Raw genomic sequence first — 25,796 nt, forward strand, 5'->3', positions numbered from 1 at the left:
ATATGAACAAATGATTCTCTATCTGTAGGCTAATTTGTTGGCACGAACATTGCATTCATAAAATCATCTTACCTATGGAGGGGTTACCAATGCAAAACGTTGCACAGTGTTTAGTTAGTGATTTAGAGAAAAGAGGGGTATCCCACATCTTTGGGTTATGTGGCCATACAAATATTGCTGTTCTTGCCGCACTTGAACATTCTTCCATTCGTTTCATTAGCACGACACATGAACAAATAGCGGCACATATGGCTGATGGGTACGCTCGATCCTCTCATCAAATTGGTGTCGTTCTTACTCACGTCGGGCCTGGGTTAACAAATGCAGCAACAGCAGTGGCCACTGCAGCGTTAGATTCGACACCACTTCTCGTTCTTTCAGGCGATATTCCCAGTCATTTCTATGGAAAAAATCCACACCAAGAAATTAATTTGCATCAAGATGCTTCTCAACATGAAATTTTCCGACCGTTTGTTAAACGAACATGGCGAGTCGAAAAGCCAGAACAACTACCTGCCATACTTGCAAAAGCTTACCAACTTGCTCACTCTGGAAAACCAGGACCCGTCCTCGTTTCCGTTCCGATGGATATCTTCTCTGCGCCGATGTCGGAAGATCTATTCGCTACTCACCATACGCCAGGTTCATCTCCAGCAAAACCTAGCTTGTCCACATCAACCGCACAAGAGATTCTTACAACGTTAAAAGCAGCAAAAAAACCATTACTATTCGCTGGAGGAGGCGTCATTGCTGCTCAAGCCACCAATGAGTTGAAAGCGCTTGCCGAACACTTGAATATTCCCGTTGTCCATAGCGCAATGGGCAAAGGTAGCTTACCTGATGACCATCCATTATCTGCAGGGTTAACGGGATTTTGGGCACCGCCTTTTGTGAATGCAATGTGCCTTGAAGCAGACGTCATTTTCGCGTTAGGAACGCGCTTTAAAGAGGCCGATTCAAGCTCGTGGAAAGAAGGCGTCACGTTTAATTTTTCCAAAACAAAACTTATCCAGATCGACATCGATTCACAGGAGTTAGGACGTAATTATCCTGTTCATATCGGTGGCGTTGCAGATATTAAAGAATCACTCAAGCAAATCGTGGAGCTCGCAAACAATCAACCAAGTGAATTCGAGCCTTCACATCAGGAAATCACGTTTATTTCGCACGAAAAAGAGCGGTTTTATGAAGAAAATACCGAACACCTTATGAGCGATGATTTTCCCATGCGCCCACAAAGAATCTTGGCAGAAGTTCGTCACTGTTTACCTAAAGACGGATTTATTACAACGGATGTTGGTTGGAACAAAAACGGCGTTGGCCAACAGTTCCCTATTTATATTCCAGGAACTGTCTTAACACCAGGAGGTTTTGCCACAATGGGATTTGGCTCTCCCGCCGCCCTTGGAATTAAAATTGCCCATCCAGAGCGAGTCGTCGTTTCATTAGTCGGTGATGGCGGATTTGGACAAAACCCATCGTGTTTAGCAACTGCAGCTCAAGAAAACATTCCGATTATCTGGATTGTGATGAACAATCAATCGTACGGAGTCATTGCTGGCTTACAAAAAGCTCATTTCAATACTACACACGGTACAATGTTTGAAAAAAATGGCGAGCCCTACTCACCTGATTTTGTTGCGCTGGCAAATAGTTACGGGGTTGAAGGCTGTAAAATTCAATCAGCAGAGGAATTTAAACCTGCTTTAACAGAAGCGATCGCAAAACAAGTCCCGTTTCTTATTGATGTCTCAACCATGAATATCCCTACTCCAACATCTGGTCACTGGGACATTATGGACATTTATTCGCCTGGAGAAAAGAAAAGTCATAGCGCTCTATAGAAGGAGGAATCGAGGAAATGAAACCACGTTTTTCACTTGCCCATTTAACCGTCTTACACTATTCACCACCAAAGATGATTGAATTGGCTGCACGAGCTGGCTTTGATTATGTTAGTTTAAGACCGATTGCATTAGGTACTAAAAACGAACCCGTCTACCCACTTGCAACCGATCGAACCTTGTTTAACGATACAAAACAAGCCCTTCAATCGACTGGATTAAAATTACTTGATATTGAAATGGTTCGAATTTATGAAGGCGTGGATGTTACGCACTATTTACCGGCGTTCGAAGCCGCAGCAGAACTAGGCTGTAACCACGTATTAACGACTGTTCAAACGACAGATGAGAATCTTGCTGTTGAAACGTTGCACGCACTATGTGAATTGGCAAAACCTTTTAACTTAACTTTAGATGTTGAATTTATCACGTGGTATGAATTAGGAACGCTCACTCAGGCAGAATCCATTATTCGAAAAGTGAATCACGAAAAGTGCGGACTCCTTATTGATACACTTCACTTTCATCGATCACACACAAATTATGATCATCTCGCCTCCCTACCAAAAGAATGGTTTCATTATGCCCACCTATGTGACGCAAAAGATCCGATTCCACCGTCGAAAGAAGATCTAATTTATACTGCTCGAGAAGACCGACTTTTTCTAGGGGACGGGGACATTCCTCTCCAGAAGATCATACAATCATTACCTGACATTCCTTATTCCTTAGAAATCCCAAATAAAGAGCGAATGCATGAGTTAGGGGCTGAATTATATGTAAAACAATGCTTAGAGTCAGCCCATCAACTTTTCAACGAACTATCGTAAACCGACTGGTCAAAAGACCAGTCTTTTTTATCCGAAATGTTGGGAAATATCTGTCTACTCTATTCATTGTAGATCTTTAACGGTATACTAACAAAAACCAACCGAATAGGAAGGGAGTTTGACCACATGTCACCGTCCGTAGCCGCACCAGAAGTTGGAGCTAAAATTGTAGAATGGTATAGCTGCATTATTACGTACGATCGTGAACAAGCCATTTTGCTAAAACACGACGTTCAACGGATGATGAACCGAATGAATCATGATGATAAAGTGATCGCTTATTTTGAGCTCGTTAACTTCCGCCACGAACTCTTTATAGAAGCTGACGGGGAGCAGAAACAATTTGCTGACCTTGAATTAGCGGACAAAGCAACAGATGAATACATGCAGTTCATGTACTACTTTATGTATGGCCAAAACGAATTTCATAATGGCAGGTATAAATCAGCTGTTCGCTCATATAAAATAGCAGAAAGACTTTTAGAGCAAGTACCTGACCAAATCGAAAAGGCAGAGTTTTATTATCGCTCAGCGATTAGCTATTACCGCGTTGACCAGTACATTTTTGCCGTCTCCTATTTTGAGCAAGCACTTGAAATTTTCGAGAAAAATTCAGAGTACGAAGAAATTGTTCTGAATATCTATATTTTTTTAGGCGGCATCAGTACAGAACTCTATAAATTTGAAGAAGCAGAGAACGTACTGCAAAACGCCCTCAAGCATGCGAATGAGTATCCAGTGACAAAGGCTTTACTCTTACGCATACTAGGTTTAAATCGTGTGAAACAACATCAACCAGACCAAGCCATTTATTATTTTGAAGAAGCGTTAAAAATGAATGAACATAGGCAATCCGTAATCGGTGCTAAAACGGAGTATAACTTAATCAATGTTAAGTTAAAAAAAGAACCTTCTAACAAGGAAAATCATGTACGTTTAGAAGAAATTGCGGAAAAAGTTGCTTCACTAAAAATGACTGAATATATAATTCGTTGCAAAGTAAGCTTGGGACTTTATGTTCTAGAAGACCTTGAACAAGTGAATAAGGGGTTAGAAGAATTAGAAAGGCAAGAACTTTATTTTGAAGCCTCTGAATTAGCTGAAGAAGTTGTAGATGTTTATGCTGAAAAAGGGGAATTTGAAACTGCGTTGCATTACATGAGAATGGCACATCGAATGCGCATTCATCAATCTTGTATAGGAGTTGAACAGGAATGAAAAAGAAACTATTAGGTATTATCGCTTTAGGTATAGCAGTATCCATCGGTAGCTTTAATTTAGATGCAAACGAATCAGCAGATAAAGCTGATGGGCGCTCTGTCCCAGCTCATGACAAGGCTGACGGACGATCCGTTACACCATTAGACAAAGCTGACGGCAGATAAAAAAAGACGTATCTCTAATTTAGAGATACGTCTTTTCTTCTGTATAGCTAAAACATTGTCACTTCTTCTCGTTCTCTGTATTCCCCTCTTCTTCCTCACCAGCAAAGTCTTGTTCCTCGGGCATCGTTTTATCGAATTCTTCTTTCATTTCTTCTAGTTCTTGATGAGATTCTTCTTGATATTCTGGGTCCCACTCTCTATGTTTGCTTTCTAGTTTCAGAATATCGTATTCACTGCTTAACGCTTTTAAGAGCGAAACACACATTAAGATGACGATAAACACAAATGGGAAAGCGGCGATTAACATAGCCATTTCTAAAGCTTGTAACCCTCCTGATAATAGAAGTGCTGCAGCGGTTCCTGCCAGAATAAGACCCCAAATCAATTTCACCTTTAAAGTCGGATTTAAACGACCGCCAGATGTCAGCATGCCTAGTACAAATGTGGCAGAGTCTGCTGAAGTAATAAAAAATGAAGAAATTAGTAGAATAGCAATCCCCATTACAACCGGTGCCATTGGATACGATTCTAAAAAGGCAAATAAAGCTACTTCATTTCCTTGTTCATTCATTAAATTGTAAATCTGTCCACCAAGGTCCGCGTCCATTTCCATTCCAGCTACACCAAAGATTGAAAACCAAAGTGCGCTAAATAAAACAGGGACAGCTGTCACACCTAAAACAAATTCACGAATGGTTCGACCGCGCGAGACCCTCGCAATAAATGTCCCTACAAAAGGTGCCCAACCAATCCACCAAGCCCAATAAAATAACGTCCAAGCATCTAGAAACTCTCGTTCACCCGTAAAAGCATTCATACCGAGCGTCATACTAGGCAAATTTTGAACGTAATTTCCTAGGGTTGTTGTGAACGATTCAATCATTTGAACCGTTGATCCTAACACAAATACAAATGTCATTAAAGCAATGGCAACAACGATATTTGTCCAACTTAAGTACCGAATTCCTTTGTCTAATCCAGTAATAGACGAGATTAAAAATAAAACCGTTACAACAGCAATGACAATTAAATTCACTGTCGTTGTATTATCAATTCCTTCAAAACTAAAGCTTAAACCAGCAGTAATTTGGGAAGCCCCAAGCCCAAGTGAAGTGGCGATACCAAAAACGGTCGCAAATACAGCTAAAACATCAATACTATGACCAATTCCACCTTGAGCATGCTTCCCAATTAACGGTGTAAACGCCGAAGAGATTAAAGCGGGAGCTTGATGTCTAAATTTAAAATAAGCAAGTGTTAGTGCTACAACTGCATATGTAGCCCACGGATGAAAGCCCCAGTGAAACAATGTATACATCATCGATTGTTCAGCTGCTTGAATGGTTCCACCCTCCGCATTTGGCGGACTATAAAAATGGGTTAACGGTTCCGTTACTCCGAAAAACACGAGCCCTACACCCATTCCAGCGGTAAATAAAAACGCAAACCATGTAAAATAACTATATTCCGGTTTTTCATCGGGTTTCCCAAGCTTAATCTTCCCGAATGGACCAAAGATTAAAAAAATCGCTAAAAGAACAAAAGCGGTTGTTGCAATTATGTAAACCCAGCCAAAATTTGTAGAAATAAAGCCATCCACTACTCCTAATACGCTTTCAACATTTCCTGGAAAGAACACGCCCCACAAAATAAAAACACTGGATATCGCCAATGAAACCCAGAACACTAACGTTAATGAACTTTTCTTCAACTATACTCCTCCTTAGGTATTTCGTCTTACTGAATCGACAAAATTCTTAATAGACATAGTTACCTTTTCCTCATTTTTCGAAATTTAAACATATTTTTCTGCAATTCCGTCATTTTTTATTCAAAATTCTAAAGGAACTCCCACTAGTCAACCTAAATGTATAAACAAGAAAAAAGCTTGTCGAATTTCCTCGACAAGCTTGTTGTTACATCGTTTTACCCTACACGCTTTTTCTCTTGTTTGCTTCGTAGTTGTCCACATGCTGCATCAATATCAGTTCCTTGTTCTAAGCGAACTCCACAGTTTATCCCTTTTTTCTTAAGCGTTTGGAAAAATTCTTGAATCGCTTCAGGTTCACTACGCTGATATTGACCATGCTCGTCAACTGGGTTATAAGGAATGAGATTCACATATGAAAGGTGACGCTTCTCCCCAATTAACTCTGCCAATTCAAGGGCCTCTTCTTTATGGTCGTTTACATCTTTGATCAGAATATATTCATACGTCACACGACGATTGGTTTTATCCAAATAGTAGTTTACCGAATCCATTAACTTCTCGATTGGGAACGCTTTGTTAATTTTCATGATTTTAGAGCGTAATTCATTGTTTGGTGCATGAAGCGAAACCGCTAAATTCACTTGGCTCTTAAGATCCGCAAACTCTTTAATTTTATGAGCAAGTCCACTCGTTGAAACAGTGATATGACGGGCTCCAATGGAAAGACCTTTATGATCTTTTACAATGTCTAAAAAGTCCACTGTATTATCGAAGTTATCAAACGGTTCACCGATTCCCATCACGACAATATGGCTCACGCGCTCTTCATTTTTCCGTTCGTCAAGGAAAAGCTGCACGTTCATAATTTGCTCGACAATTTCCCCACTTGTAAGATCTCGATTCTTTTTCAAGAGTCCGCTCGCACAGAAACTACAGCCAATATTACAGCCCACTTGTGTCGTCACACATACAGAAAATCCGTACTTATGCGTCATTAAGACGGTCTCAATTAAATTCCCATCATTAAGCTGGAATAAAAATTTCACCGTACCATCTTTTGATTCTTGACGGATATGCTCTTTTAGTGAACCGAACACAAAATGCTCTTCTAATAAAGAAACCGTCTCTTTATTTAAATTCGACATCTCTTCAAAACTTGTTACACGTTTCCGATAGAGCCAGTCCCACACTTGGGTCGCTCTAAATTTTTTATGGCCCTGCTCAACAAACCAGGCAGATAATTTCTCTATTGTCAGACCATAGATTGATTGCTTTTGCATATGATCCCTCTTTTCTAAATTTCTTTTTTACATATATATGAATCCAAAAACTCGGTAAATTAAATACGTTCTACAATCCTTTATTCTATCACACTTATCATTAAAAAGAAAAGAGGGGTCACACAAAAAATCTTGATGAGGGTAGACTCATCAAGATTCGTATTCATGCACGAAATTGCTTCTCTTAGATAACAGGCGTTAACGCTTCCCCTTTTTCTAAATAGGAAACAATATTTCCCGCGGCGAGTTTCGCCATTTCATCTCGAGTTTCGACTGTCGCATTCCCGATATGAGGAGTTAACACGACGTTTGTTACCTTCTTTAACTCTTCATGAATCATTGGTTCAAATTCAAATACATCAAGAGCGGCACCTGCAATTTCCTTCGTTTTAAGTGCTTGTACTAACGCTTCTTCATGAACCACAGGACCCCTTGCTAGATTTAACAAGACCGCTTGTTTTTTCATGCTTTTAAAAGTGGTTTCATTAAATAAATGATGTGTGTCTTTCGTGTAGGATGTATGTATCGATAAAATATCTGCTTCCTCTACTAATTGATCAAACGAGCGATACTGAGCGCCGAGCGTATTTTCTTTTTCCGTACGAGCGGTGTAAAGGATATTCATTCCGAATGCTCGCGCTCTCTCAGCAACCGCTTGTCCAATTTTGCCAAAACCTACAATGCCTAGCGTTTTCCCTTTTAATTCTCTTCCTAAGAAAAAGAGCGGGGCCCAGCCATTGAATCCTTCTGTGCGACAGAGCTGATCGCCTTCTGGAATTCGCCGCATTAAGCTGAGCATTAATCCTAATGCTAATTCAGCAGTGGCATCAGTAGATACCTTTGGCGTATTCGTTACAACGATTCCTTTTTCTTTTGCTGCTTCAAGATCAATGTTGTCAAACCCCGCACCATAATTGGCAATAATTTTCAGCTTCGGCGCGGACTCGATCACTTTTCTTGTTACTTTTGTGGACAGTGGACAAAGCAATGCTGTTGCTTCTTTTACACCATTGATTAATTCTTTTTCACTAATAACGTTTTCGTCATGGTATACGTCAACTGTATACGCTTGTAAAGTTTTGTATCCAACAGTCGGTATCTCACCTGAAATAAAAATCTCTGTCATGATGCGCCCTACTCTCTTATCGTTGTTGTTTTAATCGATCAATGCGTTTAGCTAAACGTCTTTTCCAGTCCGCCGCAAGCGGTTCAATCGACGCAATGTCTTCCATTGCATGCCAATCTTCATTTGCAAAATAGACTTGATTGCATGAGAGGACTGACATTTTTTTAGGGTGTTCTTCTAATAATTCGATGGACGATGTTGATGAAATATTGCCTTCTTCTAGTACACGCGCTAAATACCCAGTGAATCCTGTTTCGATCGTTCGCTTTAGCAGCGTATTTGCCTGCGTATAGTTGTCAATCGTGCTACACGGGATACGACCTTGAGTAATTTGAATTACCGCTTCTCCAACCTTATAAATATCTCCGATGAAGACGGCCTCTTCCAACATATTTGCTACGGTTAGATTTTCTCCAAACGCTGCGTTCGGAAGCATTCGACCAAGCTCTTCTTCCCATTGTGGATAATGTTCTTGTGGATAAAAGCAGACTGCTCGATCAAGTCCGCCATGATTCTTTTTGTCTCCAACGCCATCGCCTATAAAGCCATCCTTTGTTAAGTAAACACGCTCAATTTTGGCTTTTTTTATTCCCGTCACAAGCGGTTTTTTCATGGCTGCTTGTTGCATTTCTTGCGGTAAGCCTGTGGACAATGAAAAAATTGTTCTCTCCATTATAATTCAACCCCTTTTATTCTTGTGTTAAAATCGCTTCTGCGGCAATTTTTCCAGTAAATAAACATCCTCCTAAAAAAGTCCCTTCAAGCGCTCGGTAGCCATGAACGCCTCCACCGCCAAAACCTGTCGCTTCGCCAACTGCGTATAGTCCTTCTATTCGTTCACCGTCTTCACTTAACACTTGAGCCGAATCATTTGTTTGCAGACCTCCCAATGTTTTTCGGCTTAACAAATGGAGTTTCACCGCAATTAACGGCCCATTTTTAGGATCAAGAATTTCGTGAGGCTTTGCTACACGGACAAGCTTATCTCCGATTGAACGACGCGCATGGCGGATTCCCATGATTTGTGCGTCTTTAGAAGTAGAATGGCGCAACCCTAGATCCCGTGCATAAATTTGTTGATAAATATGATGTTCATCTAGAAAAGGCCCTTCTCCCAGTTGATTCATTTTGTGCACAAGACTTTGAATGGAATGAGCAGTAATAAAATCTGCTCCTTTATCAATAAACGTTTGGACAGGAGCTGGAGGTCCTGGTAAAAGGCGCTTGAGCACCTTTTTTACACTTTTCTCAGTCAGATCTGGATTTTGTTCTGATCCTGATAACGCGAATTCTTTTTCAATAATCTTTTTTGTGAGAATAAACCATGAATAGGAATACCCTGTTTTTTGAATTGCTTCCATTGTTGAAAGCGTATCATAACCTGGAAAATCATGCGCAGGAAAGCGATTCCCATTTGCGTCAAGCCAAATGGATGAAGGGCCAGGTAAAATGCGGATGCCATGCTTATGCCAGACAGGTTCAACATTTTGTATTCCCTCTGTATAATGCCACATTCGATCTCGATTGACGAGTCGCCCACCAGCTTTTTCAGTAATATCGAGCATCCTGCCATCAACATGAGCAGGAACTCCATGAATCATGTTTGTTGGTGGTTCCCCTAACCGACTTGGCCAGTATTGTCTGATTCGATCAAGATTCGCGCCAATTCCACCGCTCGCCACAACGGTTGTTCGAGCAAAGAATTCAAATGGCTCCAATTCTTCACGATTACTTGCTTCTCCTCGATTAGCCGTCGATGACTGTAAAATATGACCAGCTACTCCTACGACCCTTTTCCCTTCTCGCAATAGTTGGTCCACCCGATGTCGAGGCGCGTAGTGGATCTGCTGTTTTTTTCTATAATGAACGAATTTTTCTAAGAATGGAGCAAGAATACCCGGTCCCGTTCCCCAAACAATATGAAACCGAGGTACCGAATTTCCATGTCCTGTCGCAAGACTGCCTCCACGCTCTGCCCAACCAACAACGGGAAAAAATCGAATGCCTAATGTTTTTAACCACTGTCTTTTTTCATACGTTGCAAATCGCACGTACGCCTCCGCCCATTTCCGGCCCCAATAATCTTCACTTTGGATCGACCCTAATCGGTCAAACCCAGCTGATCCTTGCCAGTCTTGCCAAGCCAAGTCGTAAGAATCTCGAATACCTAACCTTTTCTGCTCAGGCGAATTCACGAGAAATAAACCACCAAATGACCACCATGCTTGTCCGCCTAACGAAGTTTCTGGTTCTTGATCAACGATTAGAACGAGCTTTCCTTTATCAGCTAATTCCGTCGCCACGACTAAACCGGACAAACCAGCCCCAACAACAACCGCATCATATTCCATTACTTTTCACCTCTCTCATTCAATACTCCATTAGGAAATAAAACTCCTGTAAAATAAAGCGTAATCAGCTTTTTTTCAAAAAAGTGAACAAATCCCCAACAATTCCGTTTAGTCAAACGTTATCTTTATGAAAACCGCGACGAGAGGAGGCAGCGATGTTTGAAATCCACCATCAGTTATTAGAACAAGATATCCGTCGGTTTGCTTTATCTATAGCAGCAAACGTTCATGAAGCAAGTGATTTAATGCAGTACGCCTGGGAAAAATCACTCCACGTTATGGATTTATCTGATTGGCCTTATCACAAACAAAAAGCTTGGTTTTATCGCGTGATGAAAAATCAACTCATTGATATACGCCGAAAAGATAAACGACAAGCAGCACTAAGTGAAGGTGATGAACCTGTGTTTTTACCAACAGAATTTCATACGTTCGAAATAATGGATCTTCTAGACGATCTGTCTCCAACTCAAAAAGACATTGTATTCAAACGCTATTGGCTCGGATTCACAAGCAGCGAGATTGGAAAAGAGTTAGAAATTCCTGCTAGTACCGTGCGCTATCAATTAACAAAAGCCGTTCAACGACTAAGAGACCTTTTAAAGGAGGAATAATAATGGGAAGAACAATAGGAAATGTGGCATTGCTTGATCTTACAGAGGCTACAGAGGAAAGTATTGCTTCAATTACTCATATTAAAAACGTTGCACTCTTGCTTTACACAGCTGAAACCGCCGCACTTGTGCCGAAGCTCTCCATCGGGAACCTTGCGCAATCACTTAAAATTAAAGAAAATATGCAAGTTATAAATGGCTACCTAACAGTAGATAATCAGTATCTCGAACATACAAAAGTGAATCAAGTTGTGATCGTGAATGGATTGCTTGTATTTAAAGACGATATTCAATTCGGAACAATTAAGAAATCAACTTGTGCGTTTATCGTTAATGGCGTCGTTTACGCACCTACTTCGTTAAAAGGAGCCGTTGCACCACTTATTACTAAACAATCAGGTACCACCTTAGGATTCAATGGACCAGAACCGAAAATCATGTCAGGCACCACACATTTAACGACTGAATTCGTGAAAGGTTTGCCAGATCAAACCACTTTATTATGTAACGGAAAAGTAATGGTAGATGAAAATCTGGATCTAGATGTCTGTCGCGAAAAACTAGATGCACTCTTTGTTAACGGAAAAATAGAATTATATGAACATCATGTATCAACTTTACTCGCAAACGCAACTGTAAATGGAACAACGCACACGATTCCGACTAACTTTAAACGCTTAGAAAAGACGTTTCACCTTTCTAATCGATCCATTAAACGATTTAAGCAAGCAAAGGTTTACACGGCATCCCCTCTAATTTTTGAAAAGGACGTGACAAGAGATTCACTAGATCAAGCGTTTACGTCGATTCACTCTCATTCTTTTATCTTTTGTCACGAAGATGTGGAGGATTTAATCTATGAGAAGCTTAATCGTTTTGAAACTGATGTCTATACCTATTCTGATCAATTTTTGTTTATCGAAAAAGACACATGGCATCAAGAACGATTCTCGCAGCTAAAATTACCAACTACCATTCTTGTCAATCAGCACTTAACCATTGAAGATCCTATTGATTACCAACACACGCTAGATCACTCTATTATTTTATTAGGCGACATCTCTGTTCAAGACCAGGAAACAAAAACGGTCATCCAAGAAGCACTCGCTGAAAACAAAGGAAGAATTAAATGTGGGACAGACGCTCAAGAGAATACAAACTACGCAGAGTTAAGTCTCTAGAGGGGGAATATCAATGCATCCTCCTCCCCATGACCATATTAAGCGATTACGTCAAGATGCACATACGCATACCTTGGCAAAACGCGTAAAAGCGTCAAACCAACCACACTCTATTTGGCAAATTCGTGGCTACCGGTCCCTTTTTACATCGTATAGTATTTCCGTTACTGGACAGTGGTTTGATTCCATCGCCATCATGGTCATCTTTGCTTATATTTGGCAATCAAGTCCGATTTTTCTTGGCTTCATCCCTTTTGCCTTAGCTTTGCCACAAGTCCTTTTTTCACAATTGGTTGCGCCGTTAACCCGTAAATTCAATAAATTACGTATAATGGCGTTCGCTGACATTCTGACCGCTTGCTTTACCATTGGCCTTTTTTTCTCGCCACATCCTTGGTTTGCCTTATTGTTTCTAGCATTGCGTAGCACGGTCAATGTGGTGCACTTTCCAATTCAACAAGAATTAGTTCGACAGCTAGTCCCAGAATCCTTACGTTTAAAAGCAGTAACACGGAATGGATTAGTCAGCCAAGGCGCAAAAATTATCGTCCCGTTTGTTGGTGGGTTGTTTCTCACGATCGTCGCTCCACAAACCTTGCTGTTACTTAATGCTGTCGCTTTTCTCGTTTCTGCTTGCATACTTTTTTCCATTCAACATCTTTTTAACGACCATTCCTTACAAACGCTCTCTCCATCAACAAAACCGATTTTTAAAGAACTTCGGGCTGGCTGGAAGACGTTATTCTCGCACCCTGTTTTAATCGTCTTGTTTAGTCTTTTAGTTGTTGGCCTCTTTTGCGTACAATTTGTGGACTCACAGTTTCCAATCCTCTTTAGAGAATTAGCACCTAACGAACCTCAACTACTAACGTGGGTCATTTCGACTATTGGCATTGGGGCGGTTACGATCATTGTCATCTTAAACAAGTTTAAACAAATGGGTCATTTTCTTGCATGGATAAGCGCCGCACAAGCGCTAATTGCCTTTTCATTTATTGGTTTTAGCTTTCTTCACCCAGAAAGCTCGACCGTTCTCTTTTTAGGGCTAGGGTTTATTTGCGGCATCGGAACGGGCATTTCGATTACAACAATCAATTATGCGATTCAAACCATTCCTGCTGACGATGACGTTGCCACGATTGCAGGCATTTCCCAATCCTTATCCAGCCTTGTTATTATTATCGCCCCACTTGCTGGTGGTTTTCTCACTTCCATGCTAGGCGTTCAAGTGATGTTTGGCTTATCCGGGCTCTTTTTAATCGTCAGCATGATTCTTCCGCTCATTTTTAAAATAAAAAAGACGTCAAAATCCCCTTCACATCCGCAACAGATAAGGTAATTATTGTGGGTTTGTTTTATACTGAAATAGAAAGGAGTGAGCATATGCGAATTTTAACAGTTGGAGCAGGTGGCGTTGGTGGTTATTTCGGCGCAAGACTTGCTGAAAAAGGGGAAGACGTCACGTTTCTAGTACGAGAGAAAAAAAAAGCACGTCTTTTAGAAACCGGGTTAAAGGTTGAAAGTATTCATGGCAACATCGAACTTACCCCCTCATTACTTACGACAAGTGAGTATGCAGAACCATTTGACCTTATTTTATTTACAACGAAATCGTATCAATTGCAGCAAGCCATTGAAGATGTTCATCCATTTGTAGGCGAACATACATTACTCTTACCTTTGTTAAACGGCGTTGCCCATTACGAAATACTTGATCAAGCATTTAAACATAACGTGATTGGTGGACTTTGCTTTATTGAAAGCGCTGTCGATTCTGACGATACCATTTTACAGACAAGCCAAGTACATCGACTTGTTTATGGAAGCAGAACAGAAAAGCAAGAACAAGCGGTAGAGCAACTTCATGCACACCTTTCTGGTACAAAAGCAGAATTTACACTCTCCGCTAACGTAGAACAGGAAATTTGGCATAAATACCTCTTTATTACCGTTGCTTCAGGTATTACCACACTTTTCCGCTCAAGCATTGGCCCCATTCGCGAATTAGAAGAGGGAAAAACGTTCATTCGCAAACTTTTGACTGAGTGTACAGCCATTATGAAAGCGGAAGGTGCACCATTGTCGCCGACTATTATTTCAGACCATATGCACACCTTTGAATCCGTAGGTTTTGGTATGAAATCATCGATGCTTCGCGACATGGAGCGTCAGTCCACAACGGAAGCCCATCATCTTCAAGGTTATTTGGTCGAAAAAGGCCTGAAACACGACATTGAACCACCTTCCTTATTAGCAGTTTTTACAAATCTTCGCTTATATGAGAATCAACGATTGTTAAGCCAACCATAATGAAATAAGCGTCCTTAAAGGACGCTTATGATGAACATCGTTGTTATTCTTTTCCTTCTAAAATCGCAACAGCTTCTTTTAATGTTTCTGGCTGCCCGACGTTTCCTGGGAAAATTACATACGCTTTTCCAGGAAATTTACTTTCTTGTCCCGTTTTCCAAACAGGGATGCCCGGTTTAATTTGTCCAGCCACTTCAGCTCGAGAAACATGTAAACCAACGGTTCCAATACTGCTTGATGTAATGCCACCTTTGGCAACGATATAGCTTGGCTCTACTTCTAAATCGCGAACGATACTTGTTACCGCATCCGAAATTTTCACCGATTGCTTTAACTCTTCCTCTTGCATATTGTCACCTAGATCTAGGCGCTCACGACGCGTGTAGTATACAACAGACTCCCCATTTTTAATGGCTTCTTCACAAGCTAAACGGACACGCTTTGTTTCATGGGCAAACTTCTCATCATCTTGAACAAGATGCACATCAAACTCGATTCCTTTTACAAGACCACTGTTTAAAAGGTGTTGCAGTTGCTCCGTTGTTTTCTTTACATGCGAACCTACTGCAATTAAGCCACCATGAGTTCCTTTTGTTACCATATCATCTCTTTTTAAAAGTGGTTTATCCGCAATGCCACCAATGACTTTTGTAAATGCCGCTGCACTACGGGCCATATAGTGTTTGCCTTGTTTTAAAGCTCTCATAAAAGCAATCGTAAACACTTCTACATCTTCGTAGCCTACTGCATTGACAACAATCTTTTGAAAATCTTTTGCTTCAAGGATTTGCGCAGTGATTTTATCAATCTCATTATTTCTTAAATCTTCTAGTGAAATATAAATGGTGTTCTCTTTCGTAAAACGACCTTCTGTTTTCTCTTCAATGTATTCACCTAAGTGAGATGAAGCAAAACCAAATGTACGGTCGTTTGCAAATTCGGTTTCCCCTGCTGGAATGAGTTCTTCTCCATTTTGTACATAATGAACGTTATCAATTGTAAAGCGCCCACCTTCTTTAAAAAACGGCATAATAATTTCGCCGTCAAAGCGCTTTTGTCCCATTGCTTCAATCGTCGTTTTTAACGTTTCCGTTTCTAATGGAAAATGGCCTCGTAACGTCGAATCACCACGGCTAATGAGTACATACGGTGTGTTTTGCTCATCTGCAACTTCCTGTACGCGCTGTGCAATTTCTTCGTGCGCTGCTTTTGTTTCTGTTTCTGTGAAACCACGTGAATTTGTTAAAATAAAGAACATAGACTTGTCTTCTTCAAATCCAGTTTGAATCGACGCTTTCGTCCAATCTGTAAAAACCGATACACCGTGAACGGTTTGAATGCCGGTCGGATCATCGTCTAGCACAACAATCTTGTACGGTGAACCTTCAAGCTCTTTTTTCAACAATGATTGCACCTTTTCTCGGTCAATCGCTTTAATGCCTGCAAATGTTTCCGCTGCTTGTAAATGTTTCATTATTGGTCCTCCTTACGCTGAACAATCACATTCGCCAATTTTTCATAATGTTGCACGATGCCGCCATGATCAATTGCCTGTTTTCCATCAGCACTTAAGGAATGGAAGATTTCTAAAAGTTGGCTTGAAAGCGGAAGTGGCACATGCATCTCATGCGCTGTGTTCATGACATTCGTTAAATCTTTCATATTAATATCAATGCGCCCACCTGCAACAAAGTTACGGTCCAGGATCATCGGAATTTTTGCATCCATTACAGTACTTCCAGCGAGTCCACCACGAATCGCTTGATACATTTTTTCAATATCAATGCCCGCTTTTGACGCTAACACAAGTGCTTCGGATACAGCGGCAATATTCAGGTTCACAATAATTTGATTCGCGAGTTTTGCTGTTGTTCCACAACCAGCGTCGCCTACAAGTACAATGTCGGTTCCCATCGCTTCAAGAACTGGTTTTGCTTGAGCAAATACTGATTCTTCACCACCAACCATAATAGCAAGTGTACCGTCAATTGCTTTAGGTTCTCCACCGCTTACAGGAGCATCTAAGAAGTGAACCCCTTTTTCAGCTGCATGTGTTGCCATTTGCTTCGAATCAACCGGTGATACAGAACTCATATCAACAATAATTAACCCTTCTTCTGCGCCTTCAATCACACCATTTACGCCAAACAAAGCCGCACGGACATGCTCACCTTTAGGAAGCATAGTAATGATAACATCGCTATTTTGCGCCACTTCTTTTCCTGAAGATGCTGCTGTCGCTCCTTCAGAAGCAATCAAATTCACTGCATCTTGATTCAAATCAAAAGCCGTTACTTGAAAACCTGCTTTAATTAAATTACGAGTCATCGGCATCCCCATAATGCCTAATCCAATAAATCCTACGCGTTTTTTCATGATTTTTCTCCACCTTATCGTTATTCTACTTTTTCTCTATTAGGAAACCTGGAAAAAACCAACTATTGTAGTCGGTTTTTTCCATTTTATTTTATAGTCCTGGTAAGAAACCAGAGATTGCACTTAGTAAGAAGATGAATACAAGCGCTGTCACACCTGCAACAAAACCACCTAAACTCCATACTCGTAATGTTTCAGAAACCGTTAAGCGACCAAATTTTGATACGACCCAGAATCCGGAATCGTTCGGTAAAGAAAGTCCAATACCGCCGGCACAAATAGCAAGTCCAAGAAGAACTGGTGATACACCTAAATCAATTGCCATCGGCCCCAAGATACTTGCCGTTGTGACAAGAGCAACGGTAGCGCTTCCTAGTGACGCTCTTAGAATTTGTGCGAATAAGAATCCTAGTAGTAATGCTGGCATGTTTAATCCTTGCATAAGATTAATCAGTAAATCACCAAGTCCTGTTTCTTGTACCACTCGGCCGAACGCACCACCAGCACCTGTAATTAGGACAACCATACCAGATGCTTCAAAAGCTTGACGGAACACAGTTGATGTGGATTCTTTTATATACTTCGGCAAAACAAACATTGCCACAATGACACTAATTAAAAGTGCCATGTTTTTGTCACCAACAGTAGCGAATAAAGTAGGCAGCCACTGATCTTGCGCATCAGCAAATACAACATTATTCATTAATGTATTTGATAAAATTAATACGATTGGTAAAGCAAGCATGGCATAAGCAAGCCAAGTCGGAATTTCACTCGAAACCGCTGTGTCAACGTTTTCTATATCTTCAATTGCGTCATCCAAACGATTACCAGTTGGGATGCGCTTTCCGATAAATTTCCCGTAAAGGACACCACCAACTAACGTAGCCGGAATTGCTACAAGGAGACCGTAGATGAAAAAGATTCCGATATCTGTTCCCATTTGGTCTGCTACAACAAGTGGGCCTGGTGTAGGGATAATCAAACTATGCGAAACGATTAAACCGATTGCAAGAATCGCTACAAACGTCGCAAGCGAAATTTTTGTTTTAATGGATAAGCTTTGTACAAGTTTATTTAAAATAATGAATGCAGCGTCAAAGAAAACCGGAATCGCTACCGTTGTTGATGTAGCCGCGAGTGCATATGGCGAATTTTTGATTCCAAATGCTCGTAACATTGAACTAGCGATTTTTTCTATTGCGCCAGATGCTGCCAGGAATTGTCCGAAGATAATCCCTAAACCGATTAAAATCCCGACACCAGTAAGCGTTGCGCCAAATCCTTCGGCAACAACGTTCGGGACATCTCTTGTTGGTATGGCCGACACAAGGCCAAGTCCAACAGCAATTAATAGTAACGAAATAAATGCATCCCATTTAAATTTAATAATAAGTACAAATAGAATAATAAGAGCGACTAGAAAGCCGATAATTAAGCCATTGCCTGTTAGCATAAGGTCACCTCAGTAAGTTTTTTCATCTATCGTTATCGTTCGTAAAAGTTTATTTTTTCATGCGTGTTACGGCTAAGCGTGCTTGGTTAATTTTCTTTTTCCCATCATCGCCTGCTTCAGCAGCAACCCTTGTATAAAGCGTATCCATTAATACGAGTTGAACGAGTCTTGAAATCATTGCATCCGATCGTTGCTTTGTTTCATGAGCTTGCGTAAGCAAAACATCATCGGCAACGCTTGCAATACTTGACGATTCATTTGCCGTAATAGCAAGTGTATAAGCACCACTCGCTTTTGCCATCTTTAGAACTTCATAAATATTCGTCGTTTCACCTGAATGCGAAATGGCAATGACCACATCGTGTTCATTCATATGACTGGCATAGATGGCTTGGTAATGAGGGTCTTTCACTGCTAAAACGTTTCCACCTAAGCGCATAAATTTGTGCGCACCGTCTTCAGCCATTGTTGCGGAAAGGCCTTGTCCGAAAAAGTATAGTCGTTTGGCTTGAATAAGCTTTTGGACAGCGTATTCGAACGCATCGTTAGCAAGTTTTTCTTTGGTTAGCGCCATTGCTTGAAACAGTTGATCGCCCATCTTCTCAAAAATTACGTCGGCTGAATCATCTTTTGTAATATCAATAATCTCTAAAGAAGACGGTTTCATATCAGCCATTTCTTGGGCCAGCGCTACCTTGAGCTCTTGATACGATTGATATTCTAGTTTCTTATATAAACGAACGACACTTGGTTCACTTACTTGGCTAAGCACCGCCAGTTCACCCATTGATAATAGGAAGGGTTTATCTTGAACTTTTAACTGGTGAATGATTTTTTCTTCTGTCGCCGTAAGCGATTTCTTTTTTAATTCAATGCGTTCATCAAACCGAAGCATTTTCTTCCCTCCTCATTTCTGTAGTAATATTACTACATATATAACGCTTACACAACAGGAATATTTTGTTTTTCTACATAATTCGACTTGATTTGTAGAAAATAGAGGCTTATTATGTGCATATGCTGTAGTTTTAACTACAAAACAGGAGGAATTAAGAATGTTTACTACAACAAAAGAAGTCCTCGCATTTGCTGAGAACACTAGTACCGCAATTGCAGCCTTTAACTGCTATAATGCAGAGACGATACAAGCGGCTGTCAAAGCGGCAGAAAACCAAAATCAGCCCGTAATTATTGCTTACGGCGAGCGCTATAAAGAGTATATGAATTTAGAAGCTTTTGCTGCATTTACGAAAGCGATTGCTGAAAACGCTACAGTTGATGTCGCCCTGCACCTTGACCATAGTTATGAATTTGATACGATTCGTCGCGCCGTTCATGCCGGCTTTACGTCCGTGATGTTTGATGGTTCGGCACTATCATTAGAAGAAAATATTAAACAGACGAAGGAAGTCGTTGATTTTGCCCATAAGCACGGCGTACACGTGGAAGCAGAAATCGGCTCCATGCAAAAAGGCGCATTTTCTGATGAAGAAGCTGGCGATGGTCGGTTAACAGATCCTGATGAAGCAGCGGATTTTGTTAAGAAAACAAATGTTGATTTTCTTGCCGCGTCGATCGGAACTGTTCACGGCATGTATGACGGTGACCCTGAAATTCGTTTAGATTTGCTGGATGCACTGAAAGAACGAATGGATACACCGCTTGTTCTTCATGGAGGATCTGGAACACCAGAAAAAGAAGTATTGCAAGCGATCCAAAAAGGCATTCGCAAAATCAATGTCAATACGGAAATCTCATTAACAGCCGTTGCGAATATGGCGGAAACGTTATCTACAAAACCAAAAACACATCTTAGTGTAGTGATGGAGAACGCACAAAACGCAATGATCAGCCATATGGAGAATGTTATTAAACTTTATAAAAGCTAAAGCAACAGAACATAAACTAGCGAGCGAATGATCCTTGGATCATTCGCTTTTTTCTTCTGTGGCAAAGGACACCATGTATGCACGTGTGTGTTTCATAACAATTTTTCGCAATAAGATTCATTTATGTATGTTTTTCACTCCACTTCACATAATAACGATCATTCAGGGAAAAAAGGGGCAATTACCGTGGACAAAAAAGGCAATTCCTCAACGATTTACGTACAACCAGCAAAGACACTTGATGAGAAACTTACATACATTCAACAAATTATCGGCAAAAGTGACGACTTGGTTTTTCGACCCTTTTCATTTGGTCAAGAAACGAAAATAAAGGCTTCCATGGTTTATATAGATGGCCTCGTGGATGACCGAGCATTGCAAAAAATGATCGGTGGCGCCAAGAACCTTGATCTTTCACAAGGTGAGACCTTATCGACGATTCAACTAAGTCTTGAAGAAATCGGGCATACAGAAATCGCACTTGAGTACGAAACGCTATTAGAAAAATTACTAAAAGGAAGCTGTATTTGCTTAATGGAAGGTTTTTCGACCTGTATTACCGTAGCCATTCCTCAATTTTCTGAACGACAAGTAGCTGAACCTACCACCGAAACAGTCGTGCGCGGACCACGCGAAGGATTTGTTGAAAATATGCGTGTGAATACGTCCCTCATCCGAAGGCGCCTCGCAGATGAAAACCTTTGGATTGATTCGATGAAATTAGGAAAACGTTCTAAAACATCCATTTCAATTGCTTATGTTAACGGCATTGTGGATAAAGACTTAGTTACAGAACTTTATGAGCGGTTGGAGCGAATTGATACTGACAGCATCTTAGAAGATGGCAGCGTTGAAGAGCTTATCCAAGATTCTTTTTATACGCCGTTTCCAACGGTTTATACGACGGAACGTCCTGATACGACGGTTTCTCACCTACTTGAAGGAAAAATCGCGATTATCGTTGATGGCTCACCAATGGTCATGATTGTACCGGCATTATTCGTACATTTTTTTCACAATACCGAAGACTACACGCAGCGTTCTGATATAAGTACATTGATTCGGATCCTACGCTTTGGTTGTATTTTAATCGCGTTACTCGGTCCATCTTTATATATCGCTGTGACGACGTTTCATCAAGAACTCATCCCAACTGGTTTATTAGGAAACCTAGCTGCCCAGCGAGAAGGCACCCCTTTTCCTACATTTATTGAAACACTCATTATGGAAATTACGTTTGAAATTTTGCGTGAAGCCGGAATTCGCATGCCTCAGCCAGTTGGTCAAGCGGTTTCCATCGTTGGCGCCATTGTCATTGGACAAGCCGCTGTGCAAGCCGGAATTGTGTCCGCTGCAGTCGTAATCGTCGTTTCCATTACAGCAATCTCAAGCTTTGTGTTTCCAAGTTACAACATTGGCATCCCGATTCGAATTTTACGTTTCGGCTTTATGGGGCTGTCTGCTTCCTTTGGGTTAGTCGGGATCTGTATCGGCTTTACCGCTATGCTCCTTCATCTTTCTAGTTTGAAATCATTCGGCGTTCCTTATATGGAAGGGTTCACACCATTTGTCCGTAAAAATCAACAAGATATGATTTTTCGCGCACCTAAATGGATGATGAAGGAACGACCAAAACCTGGCGATCAAAATGACCTAATTCGCGATCAAAGTAAACGTCCAAGTCCAGACAACTAATAGATTTAGGGGGGTAACACGATGATGAAGAACACAAAATTAATGATTTTATTTCTTGTGTTATGCCTTTCTTTATCCGGATGCTGGGATCGTTGGGAACTAAACGAACTGTCTCTAATTGTTGGAATGGCGATTGATAAAGACGAGGATGAATACATTCTGACGATGCAAGCGATGAATCCTGCTGAGATCGCCTCACAAGAAACAGGGCGTGGATATGCCCAAGCGATGAATGTACAGGAGCGTTCAAAAACGATTCATGAATCATTACGAAGAATGGTACAAAAGTCGCCACGACGCTCATTTATTTCGCAATTAAAAGTACTTGTGATTAGTGAAGACGTTGCGAAAGATGGTTTGGAACATGTACTTGATTTCTTTTATCGCGATCATGAATCTCGATCCGATTTCTATATTGTTGTTTCGCAAGGAGAACGTGCCCACGATGTGTTAGATATCATCACGCCACTTGAAACACTACCATCACAAAATATTTTTGATTCCATTAGCTTTTCACTCCGTTCTTATGGCGGTACGAAAGCGATGACCCTTGATGAGCTCTACCAGGAAATGATGGCTGAAGGCATTGAACCTTCTATTATGGGAATTAAAGTCTCCGGCGATTTAGAAAAAGGAAAAACGAAAGCCAATGCTGAGGTGAACAGTCCCGCCGCCATGTTGCGAATTGATGAAATTGCGTTGTTCAAGCAAAACAAACTGATTGGTTGGCTCAATTCAACTGACAGTAAAGGACTAGATTATTTAACGCAAGATGTCAGCGACAGTGTCGGCAGCTTTACGTGTCCTGGTGGAGGAGAAATTGCTATAGAAGTTCGGGATGTCCACCGAGAGTTACAGACTGAAATCATTCACGACGTACCTAAAGCGACATACAAATTTGAAGTAGATGGCACCATTTCCGAAGTAGATTGCGAAAGCCTTGATCTTGCGCTCCCCTCTTCCTATCAAAAAGTAGAGGAATTTGCTAGCGAAGAATTTACGAAAACGCTCTATAGCACAATTGATAAAACAAAGGAGTTAAAGACAGACGTTCTCGGAATTGGACAAGACGTCTATCGCAACCATCCCGATTACTGGGAAGCGAATCGGGACCAATGGGATACCTTATATCCTCAAGTCGACGTGGAGATTGACATCAACCTTCACATTACTGATAGCGGAAGTATTATTAATTCATTTCTGAAGAAAGGAGATACGTAATGCTTATCTTTCAAATGATCGTGTTGCTCGGTATCGCGTATCTCATTTATGTCAGTCAGAAAAAGAAATTAAAAGGCGATCGGAAAATGAGCATCCTTTTCTTTACGATTTTAGGAATTGGACTCGTATACGGTTCTGCCTATGTGTTGCAGATTGATCTACCAAGCTTCGCCAATGGACTGACGAGGCTTGTCAAAGCGATTCAAGGTGTCGAGACATGATTCGTGAAAAATTAACAACGAACCAATTTCGATTTCTTGTTTTGTTTAGTACTTGCAGCACATCGTTACTAAGCCTCCCTTTAATCATCGGCACCATGGTTGGTCGGGATGCATGGTGGATTGTTCTCATCGGAACGATTGCTGGCTTACCTTTTATCTGGTTATTTACAATCATCGCTCGATGGTACCCCGATAAAGATATTTTTGAAGTTAGTAAATCGATTCTTGGTAAAACGTTCGGCACGGTCAATGTCGTGTTGATTACCGCACTTCCATTTTTAACTGTTTCAACGAAGCTACACTATTCGCTTACGTTCATTGACAATCATCTCTTACCTGAAACCCCCATCGTAATCGTTGTCGGCATTTGTATGTCAATTGTCGCTATGGGCGCGTACCTGGGCATTACCACCCTAGGACGGACAGCAGAATTATTAAGCATTTTCTTTTTTGTACCTTTAATTATGCTGTTTATTTTTAAAATAACCGAGGTGTCGATTGAATTTGTACAACCGTTTTTTCGTGGAGAAGACAATCAATACATCTCTGCTTTTCTGTTTTATTTCGCTATTACCGCATGTAATAACTTTTTAATTCTGAGTTTTTTTCCAAAATATGTACAAGACAAGAAAAAAGCATCAAGAGCTTTTTTTGAAGGGCACTTAGCTGCTTGCTTGACCTTGTTTCTCGTAACATTGTTATGTATCTCTGTACTCGGACCAGAGTTAATGACGAGTTCGTATTATCCTTTATTTTCATTGTCACAGCGCGTGTCTTTTGGTGATTTCGCGGAGCGTGTGGAAGCATTGCTAACCATTATCTGGTTTATCACGATTTACTTCAAAATCACTCTTTATTTATACGTCGTCGTAAGTGGGATTGGAAATGTCTTTTCTCTCAAAAATCCTCGCCCTCTAACCGTACCACTTGCCTTATTTTTCGTCTTTATTCCGCTACAGGCATTCGACGACTCTGCGGCAGATTATGAGTTCTACATTGGTCCAGCGATGTGGCTGTCGCTCGGAATAGGAGGGCTCATTCCGTTGTTATTGTTCTTGATCGGTAGTATAAAAAGAGCCCGGTCAAAACAAGTATCTGTTTCAAAAGATCCATCTAATAGTGGATAAGGGAGGTGTAAGAATGGAATCAAATCAAACTTTTACCGGTGTTTCTTATACATTTATGGTGATTTATGCCACTTGTAGTACAGCGCTTCTAGGCATCCCTGCTTCTATGGCTTATTTCGTTGCTCAAGACGCTTGGCTCTTTCCGATAATTGGCAGTTTAATTGGAATTCCGATTATCTTTTCTTATACCGTACTTGCTCGCTGGATGCCTAACGGTACGATTTTTCAAATGAATGATATGATTCTAGGGAAAGCTTTTGGCACAGTTGCTTCTGCTCTGTTTCTCCTCTTCCCGCTGTTTCACTTCCCAGCAATTATTTCTTATAACGTCGGATTTATGGCGAATTTCTTATTACCTGGTACGCCTCTTTTTGTTCTTTTTTTACTCTGTATGTTGACGATTATGTACGGGGTATATTGCGGGATCGAGCCCATCGCTCGGACGGCAACACTTATTAGTATTTTTTTTATACCTCCACTAATTTTGTTAATTGGTCTGAATACGGCTGATGTAGACGTTAAGATGTTGGAGCCTATGATGAGAATGAGTGTATCAGATGGCGCGAACGCACTCGCCTTTTTTATGGGGAATGTGGTCTGCAATGTCGTCATTCAATTGGCGGTTTTCCCCCGGTACCTCAATTCTAAAAAATCTGGAGAACGCGCTCTTTGGATTGGCTATTTGATTGGCTGTACCATTTTGACCATACTCACGTTTCTTTGTATTACGGTCTTATCTCCACAAGTAACGGGCAGAGATTTTTATCCGGCTCTATCTCTGGCACAACGAATTGAGCTTGGAGAGTTTCTAGAACGAATTGAAGCGACCATTACGATAATTTGGTTTATCTCCATTTACTTTAACTTACTGCTTTATTTGTTTGCGATTATGGAAGGCATTTCACACTTGTTTAAACTGAAAGATAGCAAAGCTCTACTCCTACCAGTTGGGATGCTCCTTTTGTTTGTTAGCTTGACGATGTTTGACAGCGTTGTGCAAGAACGAGAATTTTATCGCTTTGTGAGCATTCCTCAGTCCATTCTAGTCGGGTTTGTCTTTCCAGCTCTTTTAGTTTTAATTGGCGCCATTCGCCGAAAAAAGAACCATCTTCCTTTGTATCCAAAGCATCAATCAAAAGGAAGCAACAGCCTTTCTTCCACATCCAGTACGTAATAAAA

General features: G+C 40.8%; 23 protein-coding genes. 14 read left to right on the forward strand and 9 right to left on the reverse strand.

Annotated elements, in window-relative coordinates; all coding sequences use genetic code 11:
• Nucleotides 1–89 precede the first annotated feature (89 nt).
• The 4 genes from ACE1TH_RS14545 to ACE1TH_RS14560 all read left to right on the forward strand — a co-directional run bounded on the left by ACE1TH_RS14545 (nt 90) and on the right by ACE1TH_RS14560 (nt 4,059).
• Nucleotides 90–1,844 carry a thiamine pyrophosphate-binding protein gene (locus tag ACE1TH_RS14545; protein ID WP_375079342.1) on the forward strand — a complete coding sequence of 585 codons (1,755 nt, stop codon included), beginning with the start codon at nt 90–92 and terminating at the stop codon, nt 1,842–1,844.
• A gap of 17 nt (nt 1,845–1,861) precedes the next feature.
• On the forward strand, nt 1,862–2,674 hold the full coding sequence (locus tag ACE1TH_RS14550; protein ID WP_099303729.1) for a sugar phosphate isomerase/epimerase family protein: 813 nt from the start codon (nt 1,862–1,864) through the stop codon (nt 2,672–2,674).
• Nucleotides 2,675–2,800: 126 nt separating this feature from the next.
• On the forward strand, nt 2,801–3,892 hold the full coding sequence (locus ACE1TH_RS14555) for a response regulator aspartate phosphatase (protein WP_255223912.1): 1,092 nt from the start codon (nt 2,801–2,803) through the stop codon (nt 3,890–3,892).
• Nucleotides 3,889–4,059: a hypothetical protein gene (locus ACE1TH_RS14560; RefSeq protein WP_255223913.1), complete on the forward strand. Its 171-nt coding sequence runs from the start codon at nt 3,889–3,891 to the stop codon at nt 4,057–4,059. The genes ACE1TH_RS14555 and ACE1TH_RS14560 overlap by 4 nt, the downstream gene beginning before the upstream one ends.
• A 58-nt stretch (nt 4,060–4,117) precedes the next feature.
• On the opposite strand, the gene ACE1TH_RS14565 is transcribed toward ACE1TH_RS14560, so the two are convergent.
• The 5 genes from ACE1TH_RS14565 to ACE1TH_RS14585 form a co-directional block, all read right to left on the reverse strand.
• Complete coding sequence (locus tag ACE1TH_RS14565) at nt 4,118–5,770, reverse strand: BCCT family transporter (RefSeq protein WP_375079343.1); 1,653 nt, start codon at nt 5,768–5,770, stop codon at nt 4,118–4,120.
• Between the two features lie 215 nt (nt 5,771–5,985).
• On the reverse strand, nt 5,986–7,050 hold the full coding sequence (gene rlmN, locus ACE1TH_RS14570) for a dual-specificity RNA methyltransferase RlmN (RefSeq protein ID WP_099303738.1): 1,065 nt from the start codon (nt 7,048–7,050) through the stop codon (nt 5,986–5,988).
• 184 nt (nt 7,051–7,234) lie between these two features.
• On the reverse strand, nt 7,235–8,176 hold the full coding sequence (locus ACE1TH_RS14575) for an NAD(P)-dependent oxidoreductase (protein WP_255223915.1): 942 nt from the start codon (nt 8,174–8,176) through the stop codon (nt 7,235–7,237).
• Nucleotides 8,177–8,192: 16 nt separating this feature from the next.
• Nucleotides 8,193–8,849 (reverse strand): MOSC domain-containing protein, encoded by a 657-nt coding sequence (locus ACE1TH_RS14580; protein ID WP_255223916.1) that lies wholly within the window; start codon nt 8,847–8,849, stop codon nt 8,193–8,195.
• Between the two features lie 16 nt (nt 8,850–8,865).
• Nucleotides 8,866–10,527 (reverse strand): FAD-binding dehydrogenase, encoded by a 1,662-nt coding sequence (locus ACE1TH_RS14585; protein WP_255223917.1) that lies wholly within the window; start codon nt 10,525–10,527, stop codon nt 8,866–8,868.
• Between the two features lie 155 nt (nt 10,528–10,682).
• On the opposite strand from ACE1TH_RS14585, the gene ACE1TH_RS14590 reads away from it, so the two are divergent.
• Genes ACE1TH_RS14590 through ACE1TH_RS14605 form a run of 4 tightly spaced genes read left to right on the forward strand, consistent with a single transcriptional unit; the run spans nt 10,683 to nt 14,632 of the window.
• Nucleotides 10,683–11,141 (forward strand): RNA polymerase sigma factor, encoded by a 459-nt coding sequence (locus ACE1TH_RS14590; RefSeq protein ID WP_375079344.1) that lies wholly within the window; start codon nt 10,683–10,685, stop codon nt 11,139–11,141.
• Nucleotides 11,142–11,143: 2 nt separating this feature from the next.
• A complete protein-coding gene (locus ACE1TH_RS14595) occupies nt 11,144–12,322 on the forward strand; it encodes a hypothetical protein (RefSeq protein WP_375079345.1) in 1,179 nt (392 codons plus the stop codon).
• Nucleotides 12,323–12,335: 13 nt separating this feature from the next.
• Nucleotides 12,336–13,661, forward strand: coding sequence for an MFS transporter (locus ACE1TH_RS14600; protein ID WP_375079346.1), 1,326 nt, complete (start codon nt 12,336–12,338; stop codon nt 13,659–13,661).
• A 44-nt stretch (nt 13,662–13,705) separates the two neighbouring features.
• Nucleotides 13,706–14,632: a ketopantoate reductase family protein gene (locus ACE1TH_RS14605; protein WP_375079347.1), complete on the forward strand. Its 927-nt coding sequence runs from the start codon at nt 13,706–13,708 to the stop codon at nt 14,630–14,632.
• A 43-nt stretch (nt 14,633–14,675) separates the two neighbouring features.
• On the opposite strand, the gene ACE1TH_RS14610 is transcribed toward ACE1TH_RS14605, so the two are convergent.
• The 4 genes from ACE1TH_RS14610 to ACE1TH_RS14625 form a co-directional block, all read right to left on the reverse strand.
• A complete protein-coding gene (locus tag ACE1TH_RS14610) occupies nt 14,676–16,106 on the reverse strand; it encodes a four-carbon acid sugar kinase family protein (protein ID WP_375079348.1) in 1,431 nt (476 codons plus the stop codon).
• Nucleotides 16,106–17,026, reverse strand: coding sequence for a 2-hydroxy-3-oxopropionate reductase (gene garR / locus ACE1TH_RS14615; RefSeq protein ID WP_375079666.1), 921 nt, complete (start codon nt 17,024–17,026; stop codon nt 16,106–16,108). The genes ACE1TH_RS14610 and garR overlap by 1 nt, the downstream gene beginning before the upstream one ends.
• A gap of 73 nt (nt 17,027–17,099) precedes the next feature.
• A complete protein-coding gene (locus tag ACE1TH_RS14620; RefSeq protein ID WP_375079349.1) occupies nt 17,100–18,464 on the reverse strand; it encodes a GntP family permease in 1,365 nt (454 codons plus the stop codon).
• 49 nt (nt 18,465–18,513) lie between these two features.
• Nucleotides 18,514–19,359 carry a MurR/RpiR family transcriptional regulator gene (locus tag ACE1TH_RS14625; protein ID WP_099303762.1) on the reverse strand — a complete coding sequence of 282 codons (846 nt, stop codon included), beginning with the start codon at nt 19,357–19,359 and terminating at the stop codon, nt 18,514–18,516.
• A gap of 160 nt (nt 19,360–19,519) precedes the next feature.
• On the opposite strand from ACE1TH_RS14625, the gene ACE1TH_RS14630 reads away from it, so the two are divergent.
• From ACE1TH_RS14630 to ACE1TH_RS14655, 6 genes are all read left to right on the forward strand, one after another.
• Nucleotides 19,520–20,353 carry a class II fructose-bisphosphate aldolase gene (locus tag ACE1TH_RS14630; RefSeq protein ID WP_375079350.1) on the forward strand — a complete coding sequence of 278 codons (834 nt, stop codon included), beginning with the start codon at nt 19,520–19,522 and terminating at the stop codon, nt 20,351–20,353.
• Nucleotides 20,354–20,476: 123 nt separating this feature from the next.
• On the forward strand, nt 20,477–22,048 hold the full coding sequence (locus ACE1TH_RS14635) for a spore germination protein (protein WP_099303766.1): 1,572 nt from the start codon (nt 20,477–20,479) through the stop codon (nt 22,046–22,048).
• 21 nt (nt 22,049–22,069) lie between these two features.
• The gene (locus tag ACE1TH_RS14640) at nt 22,070–23,269 is read left to right on the forward strand and encodes a Ger(x)C family spore germination protein (protein WP_255223927.1); all 1,200 of its coding nucleotides are present in this window, start codon (nt 22,070–22,072) and stop codon (nt 23,267–23,269) included.
• Entirely contained in the window at nt 23,269–23,490 is a 222-nt protein-coding gene (locus ACE1TH_RS14645; protein ID WP_255223928.1) for a hypothetical protein, read from the forward strand. The genes ACE1TH_RS14640 and ACE1TH_RS14645 overlap by 1 nt, the downstream gene beginning before the upstream one ends.
• Nucleotides 23,487–24,617, forward strand: a complete 1,131-nt coding sequence (locus tag ACE1TH_RS14650; RefSeq protein ID WP_255223929.1) for a GerAB/ArcD/ProY family transporter — start codon at nt 23,487–23,489, stop codon at nt 24,615–24,617. The genes ACE1TH_RS14645 and ACE1TH_RS14650 overlap by 4 nt, the downstream gene beginning before the upstream one ends.
• 13 nt (nt 24,618–24,630) lie before the next feature.
• Complete coding sequence (locus ACE1TH_RS14655; protein WP_375079351.1) at nt 24,631–25,791, forward strand: GerAB/ArcD/ProY family transporter; 1,161 nt, start codon at nt 24,631–24,633, stop codon at nt 25,789–25,791.
• Nucleotides 25,792–25,796: the final 5 nt, after the last annotated feature.

It is taken from the genome of Shouchella sp. JSM 1781072 (assembly GCF_041949915.1).
Taxonomy (GTDB): Bacteria; Bacillota; Bacilli; order Bacillales; family Bacillaceae_D; genus Shouchella.